The organism is Paenibacillus sp. cl141a (genome assembly GCF_900109305.1).
GTDB classification, from domain to species: Bacteria; Bacillota; Bacilli; order Paenibacillales; family Paenibacillaceae; genus Paenibacillus_AQ; species Paenibacillus_AQ lautus_A.
Map to the genome: position 1 here is coordinate 263860 of NZ_FNZO01000005.1, position 12090 is coordinate 275949.

Annotated in this window: 7 protein-coding genes; 1 reads left to right on the top strand and 6 read right to left on the bottom strand. The window is 53.3% G+C overall.

The genetic code is table 11. The features are described from left to right. Positions 1–3 precede the first annotated feature (3 nt). From BMX45_RS16570 to BMX45_RS16590, 5 genes are all read right to left on the bottom strand, one after another. Positions 4–1038, bottom strand: a complete 1035-nt coding sequence (locus BMX45_RS16570) for an ABC transporter ATP-binding protein (protein ID WP_090910624.1) — start codon at positions 1036–1038, stop codon at positions 4–6. After that, a complete protein-coding gene (locus BMX45_RS16575) occupies positions 1007–2035 on the bottom strand; it encodes an ABC transporter ATP-binding protein (RefSeq protein ID WP_090910625.1) in 1029 nt (342 codons plus the stop codon). The genes BMX45_RS16570 and BMX45_RS16575 overlap by 32 nt, the downstream gene beginning before the upstream one ends. After that, positions 2032–2964 (bottom strand): ABC transporter permease, encoded by a 933-nt coding sequence (locus BMX45_RS16580; RefSeq protein ID WP_090910626.1) that lies wholly within the window; start codon positions 2962–2964, stop codon positions 2032–2034. Before BMX45_RS16580 ends, BMX45_RS16575 begins: the two co-directional genes overlap by 4 nt. Before the next feature lie 12 nt (positions 2965–2976). Further along, on the bottom strand, positions 2977–3927 hold the full coding sequence (locus BMX45_RS16585) for an ABC transporter permease (RefSeq protein WP_090910627.1): 951 nt from the start codon (positions 3925–3927) through the stop codon (positions 2977–2979). A 142-nt stretch (positions 3928–4069) separates the two neighbouring features. Continuing rightward, complete coding sequence (locus tag BMX45_RS16590) at positions 4070–5668, bottom strand: ABC transporter substrate-binding protein (protein ID WP_090910628.1); 1599 nt, start codon at positions 5666–5668, stop codon at positions 4070–4072. A 160-nt stretch (positions 5669–5828) separates the two neighbouring features. On the opposite strand from BMX45_RS16590, the gene BMX45_RS16595 reads away from it, so the two are divergent. Further along, positions 5829–6716: a LysR family transcriptional regulator gene (locus BMX45_RS16595; RefSeq protein ID WP_090910629.1), complete on the top strand. Its 888-nt coding sequence runs from the start codon at positions 5829–5831 to the stop codon at positions 6714–6716. 106 nt (positions 6717–6822) lie between these two features. Here the strand turns inward: BMX45_RS16595 and BMX45_RS16600 are convergent, their stop codons facing one another. Next, a complete protein-coding gene (locus BMX45_RS16600) occupies positions 6823–11913 on the bottom strand; it encodes a choice-of-anchor I family protein (protein WP_254778108.1) in 5091 nt (1696 codons plus the stop codon). Positions 11914–12090: the final 177 nt, after the last annotated feature.

Consider the following 12090-nt stretch of genomic DNA (forward strand, 5'->3'; position numbering starts at 1 on the left):
CCATCAATCCCCTTTCCTTCTCGATATCGTTAAATCTTCGCTTGCCGATTCCTCGTACAAATGGCACTGCACTGTATGTCCTGTCGATATTTCCCGATTGACGGGTTTCACTTGCCTGCATACATCCATAACGAACGGACAGCGGGTATGGAATACGCAGCCGGGTGGCGGATTCAGCGGCGAGGGAATATCCCCTTGAAGAATAATCCGTTCCCGCTTCAACTTCGGATGAGGTGCCGGAATCGCGGAGAGGAGAAACTGCGTATACGGATGCAGCGGATGGGCAAACAGCTCGTCCGTAGGTGCCTGTTCCACCAGATGCCCCAAATACATCACCCCGATCCGGTCCGCGATATGCCTCACCACGCTTAGATCATGCGCAATAAAGAGATACGACAGCTGAAATTCCGACTGCAGCTCCACCAGCAAGTTCAGAATTTGCGATTGGATGGACACATCGAGCGCGGACACCGGTTCATCGCATACTATCAGCTTCGGATTCAGCGCAAGTGCCTTGGCTATGCCGATTCGCTGCCGCTGGCCTCCGGAGAATTCATGCGGGAACCGCTCCAGATGATGCGGGGAAAATCCAACCCGGCTCATGAGCTCCAGCACGCGCTCCTTACGCTTTGCTTTGGTTCCTTGTCCATGTATGATCATCGGCTCGGCTACGCTGTAACCGATCCTTTTCTTCGGATCCAGCGAGGAATTCGGATCCTGAAAAATCATCTGAACTTCGCGGCGAAAATTCTGCAGCTCCTTGGAGCGTAACGAGAAGACATCTTGATTCTGAAAGAACGCCTCTCCGGCGGATGGATCCGTCAATCGCATGATCGTTCTGCCGGTCGTGCTCTTCCCGCTGCCGGACTCCCCCACCAAGCCGTAGGTTTCCCCTTCATAGATCGCAAAGGATACATCCTCCACCGCTTTCACCTGCTGCTTCCTCCACGAGGAACCGGACTTCACTGCAAAATATTTCGTTAAATGTTTCACCTCCAACAGAGGCTCATGCTTCGTAACCGATGTAACTGAAGGCATCTCCTTCACCTCTGCTTTCTGCGATTTCCTTGAAATGCCAGCAGCGGACCCGATGTCCGTTTGCCGCTTCTTCCAATACGGGCGGCTCTGATCTGCATACATCCGTGGCAAACGGACATCTCGGGGCAAACCGGCAGCAATGCGCAACATCCTGCATCGCCGGTACCGAGCCCTTGATCTCATACAACTTCTCTTTACGCTGTCCTTCCATGTTTGGCACCGATTGCAGCAGCCCCATGGTGTAGGGGTGAAGCGGATGATCGAACAGGGTCACCACATCGGTCTCTTCGATGACCTCACCCAAATACATCACGATCACACGCGAACACATCTGAGCAACCACCGACAGATCATGGGTGATGAGCATAATCCCCATCCGGAGCCTGTCCTTCAGCCCGTTCATCAGCTCCAGGATTTGGGCTTGAATCGTGACGTCCAGCGCCGTGGTCGGCTCATCCGCAATCAGAAGCCGCGGCTCGCAGGACAAGGCCAGCGCAATCATCACTCGTTGGCGCATGCCGCCGGACAGTTCGTGGGGATAAGCACGCAGGCGCGTCTCAGGATCTGAAATGCCAGTCAGCCGAAGCAATTCCACTGCCCGATCCCGGGCCTGCCCGGAAGATACCTTTTGATGCAGGATTATCGCTTCTATAATCTGGTCACCAATCGTATACACCGGATTCAGAGAGGACATTGGGTCCTGAAAGATGATCGAGATATCATTACCGCGCACATTCCGCATCTTTTCTTCGCTCAATTGAAGCAGATCCTGTCCCGCGAACCGAATCTCTCCGTCATATCGGGTTGTCGTCTCGTCGAATAAACGCAGAATCGATTCTGCCGTCACACTCTTTCCGCATCCGGATTCCCCGACAATGCCTACCGTTTCCTCCGGGTAAACCTGAAATGACACCCCATCCACGGCATTGACCGTACCGTCGTCTGTCGCGAAGGTAGTGATCAAGTTCTTCACTTCCAACAAAGGAGTTTGGCTCACTTAAGTTCACTCCTATCGATACCTTGCGTCTGTTTTTTGCGAAACACATGTTTTTTCTTCATCTTCGGATCCAAAAAATCGCGCAGCCCATCTCCCATCAGATTCAAGCCCAGGATCATCAGTATGATGCATATCCCGGGAAAAACCGTCATCCACCAGGCGTTAAAGATCACGTTCTTCCCATCCAGCAGCAGGTTGCCAAGACTGGGAGCCGGTGCAGGAATGCCTGCCCCAAGGAAACTCAAGGACGCTTCCGTCAAGATGGATACCGCGAAGATAAAGGAGGCCTGTATGATTAACGGAGACAACACATTCGGTAAAATATGCAAAGCAATAATCCGGACAGGACCTGCACCTTGTGCACGCAGCCCCTCAATATACGTCTTCTCCTTGACTACCAGCGCAGCGGACCTCACGATACGCGCAATGGATGGAATATACACGATGGACAGTGCAATGATGACATTACTCGTCTGCGGCCCCATGATCGCTACAATCGAAATGGCCAGCAAAATGGACGGGAACGCATAGAGTCCGTCACATATTCGCATCAGAATATGATCGCATAGGGCGTAATAAGCAGACAGCAAACCCACGACGAGCCCGATCATTCCGGCAATCAGCGTGACTGCGGCTCCTACCAGCAAAGATACACGCATGCCATACAGCACCCGCGAGAACACATCCCGGCCAAAATTATCCGTTCCGAAAATATGCTCCGGACTCGGGGCCTTTAGCCGATTCATCGCCTCCAGCGCATAAGGATCATGGGAAGCAATCCACGGTGCCATCAGCGCGGCCAATGACACCAAGGCCACCAAGACGGTGCCCGTCATCAGAAGAGGGCTTGTTATATAACGCCGCCACTTCAGCGCCCCCCGCTTCGGCGGAACCGCAGCGTCAGCGGCAAGCTTCACTTCAGACATCATCTTCACCCCTTCCTACCGACGGTTCAGCTTGACGCGGGGATCAAGAAGTCCGTACAGCAAATCTATTAGCAAATTCAGCAGCACATAAGTTACCGTGATGAGCAGGATACTGCCTTGAATGACGGCAAAATCCCGGCGTTCGATGGAACGGATAATAAGCTGCCCGATGCCGGGAACGTTGAATACCGTTTCGATAACCGAGGCCCCGGTAATCAAGGTGCCGAATGTCTCCCCGATTACGGTAAGAATCGGAATGAATGCATTTTTAAGCGCATGTTTGTAAACAACGATTCGCTCCTTAAGCCCTTTTGCCCTTGCGGTTTTGATGTACTGCTCACTGAGCACCTCAATCAGCGAGGAACGCGTCATTCTCGCAATTAATGCGGCCTGCATGGCACCCAGGGCGATCGCAGGGAGCAGCAAATAACGAAGATGATTCCATAGCCCGCTGCTCAGCGGCTGATATCCCGCAACGGGCAGCCATTGCAGCTTTACGGCAAAGAACAGGATCAGGAATAATCCGAGCAGAAAGCTGGGTACCGAAATGCCGAGCAGCGAGAACCCCATGACGGCTTGGTCTGCCAACGTACCTCTTTTGCGGGCGGCTATAACACCCAGAAACAGCGCAATGATCACGGCAAAAATCTGAGCCAGAATGGCGAGTGACAGCGTAGGAGGAACTCTGCTAAAGAACGCCTCAGCAACGCTCATATCCATAAAAATGGACTGGCCCAAATCTCCTGTCACCACACCACCGAACCAGGATATGAACTGCTGATATAACGGCAGATCCAGCCCAAGCTGGGCTCGCAGTTGAGCGATGGCTTCTTCGCTGGCCTCATCCCCTAGGATCACGCTTGCCGGATCACCCGGCGTCAGATGGATCAGCATAAATACGACAACGGCCACAACTAACAATATGGGGATCAGCGACAATATTCGCTGAACAATATACTTGGTCATGATGGCACTCCTTCAGTGTCGAGAACTTCCCTCATACATGTAAACGGCCTGTCTCAGAAGGAGCAGACCGCTCTCGCATCCCAACCCGATGAACGATGATGACGATTCCGTGATGCTTCATCAGCCCCGGGCCGCCGTACATTTATTTTTCAAGCGTTACATTCCACAGGATGGGACCGATCAAATCCTCGAATCCCTTCACGTTATCGCGGACGGCAATCAGGTTCTGAATGTTTCCCAGCTTGATAATCGGCAGGTAGTCCCAATTGACTTCATTCAGCTGATCCACCAATGGTTTAGCCTCTTCAATGGAAGGAGCCGCCTGAATTTGAGCCAGTAAATCGTCCAGCTCAGGGCTGTTGGACCATCCCGGATAATTGGCACTGGATTCAAGGAATGGATACTGGTGAATGGTCGCACGCGTTGCAAACGTCATAGCAAACAGGTCGAAATTGTGCTCATCTGTACGACGTTCCTGCACGGTCGGCCAATCGTATACGTCCAGCTCCGCATTCACACCGATGGATTTCAGAACATCCTGCGCAACAACGGCCAGATTGTACTGCTCCGGATAGTCGCGCGTCGTCAGGATAACGACCTTCTCGCCGTTATAACCGGACTCGGCCACAAGCTGCTTGGCTTTTTCCAGATCGTTCACATTGTATCGATCCGAGCCGGCTTGACTGTACCAATCGGTTTGGGAAGTCAAAGCCAGGGAGGAATCGAGCTCATAGAAGCGGTTGTCACTATAGGCGGCGGTAAGAGCTTCGTCATAGCTCAGCGCAGTATTGAACGCCTGCCTTAACTTTTGATCCGCGAATGGTCCGGCTTTTTTATTAAATACGTAGGTTACGATTCCACCCTCGCTAAAGTAATTGCTAACCCCGTCAGTTGCGTCAATCTGGTTGGCATTATCGAAAGGAATGCCGAAGGCGACATCGTACTCACCCGTCATGATTCCAGCTACGCGCGTCGATTCATCGGTCACGTAACGGAAATAGATTTCATCCAAATAGGCATTTTTTTTCCCGCTAAGCCCACTGGATTCTTGCTCTTGAGCCGCATAATCGGCAAACTTTGTCAAATGCACGTATTGGTCGGTCTTCCACTCCTCCAGCTTGTAAGGACCTGTCCCAATATACTCCTTAATGCCCTCCGCAGAAGCCGATTCAATGACCTCCTTCGGCATAATTCCCGGGAACGGTGCCGTGTCAGCCAGAATGTATGAACCTACTAATGAGGGGCGCTCCAGCGTCAGTTCAACGGTATAGGGATCCACCTCCTTGAATTTCGCACCTTGCAGATTGGCTTGTCCTTGTGTTGATGTCGACAGCCACTTGTCCATGGAAGCCACCACATCTTCAGCCTTCATCTCCTTGCCATTGTGAAAAGGAACCCCTTGACGCAGATGGAACGTGTAGGTTTTGCCATCATCGCTGATATCGAGCGATTCAGCCAACTGAGGCACGACTTCATAGTTTTTGTTGAGTGTGAGCAGCTGTTCGAAAATATTTCGCGACACGTCCCTTGTCGCCTGATTGGTCGTTAAATGGGGATCCAGCGTTGCCGGATTTGCGGGATACGCCACATTCAGCGTACCGCCCGATACCGGATTTGCCGGTTCTGTTCCAGGGTCCGCGGCCGGCCCGTTGCCCGATTCCGGACTACCGCCGCAAGCGGCAAGCACAGCAATGAAACCGATCAGCAATCCCTTGCCGATCCATCTGTTTATTGATCTCATACCTCGACTCCACTCCTTGATGAACGATTATTTTTGTTTAAACACTAGTATTCCGCTTGGAATTATATAATAATATATCATAAGCTAACCGAGACTCATCTCTAAGGAACGTAATAGAGTCTATTACGATTATTAATATCTCAACGTGCGGAGGAATAATATGGACATCCAGTATTTCATCACCTTCCGGGAAGCCGCCCGCTGCCAAAGCCTGACCAAGGCTGCTGAACAGCTGAACTATGCTCAGCCTACCGTCAGCGTTCAAATCAAGAAGCTCGAGAACCATTTTGGAACCAAGCTGTTTGAGCGACACAGCAACAAACTCAAGCTTACGGAGCAAGGACTTCGACTACTGGGTTATGCGGACAAGATCGTAGATGGCTACCTAGGAGCGGAGAATCTGTTTATCCCTGATGCGGTTGTGGACTTAACGATCGGGACGACGGAGACTCTCGCTGCTTTCTTGCTGCCGCCCTATTTTCAAATGTTCCGTAAAAAATATCCCAAGCTCAACGTCACCTTTTTCCCGACATCAGACGGTAAAAATATCAGTAAGCTGAAGAATGGGGAAATCGATCTAGCCATCGTTCTGAACACGCCCATCACGGCACCTGATCTGCGTTCCTTGCCGATCCGGCACGAGGATTTCGTATTCATATGCCCGAAGGATCACCCATTAAGCGGAAGAAACGATGTATCGATTCATGAGCTGCACAACAGCTCGTTTATTTTCACGGAAAGAGGATGTACATACAGGGAAGCGCTGGAGAGGTCCATGAACGACAATGGCGTGACTTATGAAACCGTCTCAGAAATGGGAAGCATCGAGGGGATCAAGCAATGCGTAATCTATGGGATGGGAATTGCCATGATTCCGAGGATTGCAGCGGCCGAGCAGCTGCAGCACAATTCACTTTCGGGTTTTTCGATCAAACAAGGACCCATACAGCCCTTCTTTTCGCAGATTCTCTTATCCAAAAACAAACATATTACCGCGCCAATCAACTATTTAATCTCCTTGCTGTCTTCCGGCAGCTCTTATGCTTAATTTCATATTGCAGGCTGCTTTCTAGTCAAACCTATCACAAAAGACCGTCCCAAGGCTCATGGAGAGCCTTAAGGACGGTCTTTTCGGTTGATGGCTTCAATTCATTCTAGTCCACGAATTTCAGTTGGACCAGAGCACGGTTCAGAACCAGCGCCGCTTGTGCGCGGGTAACCGCATCGAATGCTGCGAAATTGCCATGGTTGTCACCCTGCACGATCCCTAGCCGGGAAAGCTTGGCCACATGGGCAGCCGCCCATGCCGGGATGGATGCCTGATCCTTGAATCCAGCATGGTCATTCGCGCCCTGGTTGGATAGGTCTGCCGGATTCACCGCCTCCATGGCCCGGGTGATCATTACAGCCATTTCCGATCGGGTCATGCTGGCATTCGGCGAGAAGGCACCGCCGTTGCCGCCCTCGATCAAGCCGTAGCGCGAGGCTGCGCCAATCTCGCCGGCATACGCGGAGTCATCCCGGACATCCTTGAACGCGCCGCTTTCGATGGCCGGACTAAGTCCCATCGCACGAACCAGCATTGCCGTGAACTCGGCTCGCGTGATCGCCTTGCCCGGTGCATACGAGCTAGCGTCGACGCCGTTTACGAGCAACTTGGAAGCCATGGATTCGATTTCCGCTTTCGCCCAGTGGCCGTCAAGATCCGCAAACGTCTTCTTGTACTGCAGCAGCGCATAAACGCCGTTTCCGGCATGCTTGACTTCGATCGCCGCATTACCGTTCCATGTCGTCCTTACGGCCGGTACAAACCGGAAAGTCCCCGCCGCTTCGTCATAAATGACGGCAGCAAGCGAATCCGGATTCATCCCTGCCGGCAGCGGCATGATACGGCTGATGACGCGCTTTCCGAAATCCTTCAGTTCCTGCTCTGCGCCAGGCGCTCCAACCGCTGCACCGAACCGCAGTCCTCCATTCGCTGCCAACGAGGCGCCCATGGAAGTTGCCTTTCTTGTCATAGCATCCGCAACCTTGCCTGCTGCCGGAGCCACCGACACCTTCACATGGATGCCGCCGGACCCTTGCGCCGTCTCCGGAGCCTCATCCAGAGGCAGAGCCGTTATCGGAAGACGGAAGGCTCCAAGTGCGGTCTCCAGCACCAGGACCGCATTCGGATTCCGTTCCACGGCCTGCTTCAGGCCTGCTGCCGGAAGGGACAGCTCCGCGGCACGGTTCGATTCAGGAGCCCGAATAATCAGTTCCCGCTGCCCGTTCGCGGACAAGCCGGTCACGGCCTTTTTCCACGCCTCTTCCTTTACCGTAATGCGGTCCATCGTTCCGCCTGCAGCAGCGCTAATATTCAAACTATTGCCTGTCATCACGTTTGGCTCGGATGCATTTCCGCCAGTAGCAGGAGGATTAGGCTGCGTTGTCGGCTGCGTTACCGAACCGCCGCCCGAACTGCCTGATCCTGATCCGGGAGAAGAGCCGTCGCCAGGATTCGCCGGTTTCTTCTGCTCCGTAATTCGGCCCTCAACCTTCGGCGATACCTTACCGCCCAGCTTGTTCACATATTCCATGAAAATTTCATAATCCGGGTAACCCAGATCCTCGTTGTATTTTCCTTCGGCAATTGCATCGGCAAAGGATTTATATCCATCTCCGCCCTTGGCTACAAAGCTGTTCGTTGCCATCCGGTACGTTTCGGTCAATACCAGAGGTTTGTAGCTTCCGTCTTTCATGATCTGTACGTCGAACACTTTATCTCCCGCCGGAGCGCTAGGACCCCACTTGAATTTCATCCCGGCGATTTGCGGGAACTTCCCTGGCAGATCCGCCAGTTTCGCACCGCTTATTCCGTTTTCCAGCCCGTCTTTCAGCTGCTGTCCGGTGACGTCCATAACAAACAGCGTATTTCCGAAAGGCATCACCGTACGCAGCTCGCCCATCGTAATATCACCTTCATCAATCGCGGCGCGGATGCCTCCGCCATTCGTGAGGGCAATATCGGCGTTTTTCAGCTCTTTGGCTTTAGCCAGCATGCCGTCGGCAATCAGATTGCCCAGGTTCGTTTCCTTGGAGCGGACATTCTCGCGTTTGCCGTCAAGCTCGACTCCGGCAATGCCGATAACCTGCTTCATCAGTTCTTCCAATTCCGCTTTGTACGGAACCAGCATATCCTTCGCTTGCGTGTCTTCCTGGACCGTGTTGTCTACCGGAATCAGCTTCCCGCCAAGTTCCCCTTCTCCCACGAGAACGACGCCGTTTTTATCAAACTGCAGATCTACTCGGCCGAGGAACTTGCCCCATTCATTCGCTTGAACGATGACGGTAGGGGTATGATGCTGACTGTCCGTCACCACTTCCGGCGCGTGTAGCGTCGTATGGGTATGACCTCCGACGATGAGGTCGATGCCTTCGACGGCTTCGGCCAGCGCCAGATCTTTGGCGTACCCCAGGTGGGACAGTGCGATGATCTTGTCTAGCCCTTCCTTCTCCATCGCCTCAACGGTAGCCTGAGCCGAGGTCACCGCATCACGGAAGACCACGTCTTTACCCGGGCTGGAGGTTTCCGCGGTATCTTCGGTCGTTAAGCCGAACACCCCGACCTTCTGGCCGTCAACCGGCAGTGTCACGTATGGGTATACCCCGCTATTTGCCGTTGTCTTGGGCTGATCGGTATCGATAACCGCCGGCTTATTAATCAAATGTGAAATGTTACCGTCTCGGCTAAGATCCACGTTCGCGCTGACGAGCGGGAAATGCGCCTTGCTCACGAAATCCGCAAGCGTCTTGGTGCCTTGATCGAATTCGTGGTTACCGAACGTCATTGCGTCATAACCCATATAGTTCATGAAGGCTAGATCAGCCAGTCCAAACCATTTGGTGAAATACAGATCGCCGGAGAAGACGTCCCCAGCATCCAGCAGCAGGCTGTTTCCGCCTTCGCTGCGGATCTCCTGAACCAGCGTAGCCCGTCTGGCCACTTCCGCCAGATGCGCATGGGTATCGTTGGTATGCATCACTGTTAACTTCCACGGTTCTCCATCCGGCGAACCGTCCGTTACGTTAACCGATACTTCCGCCGAACCGTAGCCATCCTTGCTCAGGACGGTGATCACGGCTTCACCTGCAGATACCGGCGTAACCAGGCCGTTCTGGTCCACCGCGACTACCGTTTCGTCGGAGGAACGCCAAGCCAGCTCGGCCGATCCGCCCTGAACGGGCTCAACGCTTGCCTGCAACGGTTCCGGGGACCCGCCCGTTTTCAACCTGAGCGATGGCTTATCCACCGTAATTTTGGTCACCTGAAGCTCCAGCAGCACCACCGTTCCGCTAACTTCATTCGCAACCAGCAGCAGCGGGCGTCCTGTTTTGCTGTCCGAAGCCGGAATGAAGTCCAGTCCCTCCGGTCCGGAATCCGATTGGATGCCTCCGTTGAAATCCCGCGAGTTGAAGTAGTTCAGGAACGCCGGCGCGGATGGATCCGTTACGTCATAGGTCATGACGCCGCCAATGCGCTCCAGTCCGACAAAAGCCAGCGCCTTCTGTCCGACCGTGCCCACGGCAACATATTCCGGCTCCGGGCCTTTCTTGGCGCTGCGGCTGTCCAGATCGGTTTTGTCATTGCTTGCATTGAAATGATTCGGCAAGCGCTCCGCCGTGATCTTCTCAAAATCACTGCCGCTGTCGTATGCCTGGGACAAATCCGCCGCGTTCCAGATGGAGAAAGAACGCCCCCCGTACAGATACAGCCCTTCATTGCCCATATCGCTCGCAACTTCAACCTTGTCATAGGTTGTCCCTTTGCCAGCCAGGAATTGGGCTGCCGGCGACGATGGATCCAGATTGGATTTCATTTTGCCGATGTCGCTTTCATTGCTTCGGTCGTCCCAGCCGGTAGCGTCCCCTTCGTTCGCGGACAGGATATACTGCTGCCCGTTCACGCTGTAGGTCGCAATTCCGTCCGGCATATACATGCCGTAAAAAGGAACGTTCTCAAACTTGATTTGTCCATCCTTCAGGAGGTCGAGCTGATTCTCCGGTTGATTGAAATCCTTATATCCGAGTCCCCGGACCGATTGAATCCGCTTCGAGGCGATATCGACCACGGCTATCGCGTTGTTTTCCTGCAGGGCCACGTAGGCTGTCAGCTCGTCTTCCGACAATGCGATGTATTCGGGCTCCAGATCATGGACGGCATCGTTTTTCGTTCCGGTGCTGCGAATTTGACCGTCCGCTTCCACATTCCCGCGGATATGCACCCGATCGTCAATGATCGACGGGTCATCAAACTTCAAATGGCTTACTTCGCCAGCCAAAGCATCGATAATCGTGATGCTTCCTTCCGGATCCGGTGCGGTCTCCGTGCGGGGCTCGCCTTCATCCGCCGTCAGGATATAACGGCCATCGGACGTATACTTGACCATATCCGGCTGGACGCCGGTTTCATAGGATCCGATCAATCCGCCGTCATAGTCGAGCACCAGGACCTTGCCGGCTTTCGTATGATCTTGCTCCTGAACAGCAACCGCGACCTGCTTCGTCATGGTGTTGATATCCACGCTGGTCAAATCTCCATACAGGAAACCGCCCGTGTTCGCCAAATCTTCTACATAGATCTGCTTGTCCTTAACCAAGCTGCCATCGGCGCCTAAAGACACGATTTCGAGACTGGCCGGCTGGGTCGATCCGTTAACCAAATAGAGCTTCCCGTTATCTTTGTTGTATTTTACAATCTCCGCTACGCCGCCATCCTTGTTGGAAGTACCTACGGAATAATGTCCGATCATCTTCATCGCCAGCTTGTCGGCCACAGGTGATGGACGCTTGCCCAATATTTGCAATTTCACAACCGATTGGGCCGTAGCAGGTAAGGCTGCACTATCCTGCACCGTTACCTCAACCGTATGCTCACCCTCTTGCCCAGCCGCAGGCGTACCTGAAATGGCTCCCGTATCAGAAGCAAGGGTCAAGCCTGACGGTAAACCTGTCGCCGAGAACGTATACGGCGCTTGTCCGCCATATACATCTACGGTGACCGCATACGGCTCATCCGCATATGCATCCGGAAAGATCATATCGGTAATGCCCAAATCCACGGCAGCTATAGCTGCATCTTGTGATGTCGTCTCCATGCTGGCGGTCTGGAGCAATTCCTGCCCCTCGCCAGCATACACGCTGCCCCCCGAAAATAGAGAGGCCATCGTGATTTCCGCTGCCATCAACAGCGAGACTACTTTCATGCTTTTATGCTTCAACTCCATATCCCCTCTTCTACCTTATTTACATTCAAGTGTAAGGAGGAAGTGTTAACGTATGCTCAATATCAGTCGCGGTTTATGTAAAATGGCTCCAAGCAACAAAAAAAGCCTCGACCTCCAAGTCGGGCTTCCCGGAGCAGCCCTGCATTCGAGCTGGCG

Coding starts and splice junctions, on each gene's coding strand:
- BMX45_RS16570 (WP_090910624.1), bottom strand. CDS start 1,038: ATGCCTTCAGTTACATCGGTTACGAAGCATGAGCCTCTGTTGGAGGTG.
- BMX45_RS16580 (WP_090910626.1), bottom strand. CDS start 2,964: ATGATGTCTGAAGTGAAGCTTGCCGCTGACGCTGCGGTTCCGCCGAAG.
- BMX45_RS16585 (WP_090910627.1), bottom strand. CDS start 3,927: ATGACCAAGTATATTGTTCAGCGAATATTGTCGCTGATCCCCATATTG.
- BMX45_RS16590 (WP_090910628.1), bottom strand. CDS start 5,668: ATGAGATCAATAAACAGATGGATCGGCAAGGGATTGCTGATCGGTTTC.
- BMX45_RS16595 (WP_090910629.1), top strand. CDS start 5,829: ATGGACATCCAGTATTTCATCACCTTCCGGGAAGCCGCCCGCTGCCAA.
- BMX45_RS16600 (WP_254778108.1), bottom strand. CDS start 11,913: ATGAAAGTAGTCTCGCTGTTGATGGCAGCGGAAATCACGATGGCCTCT.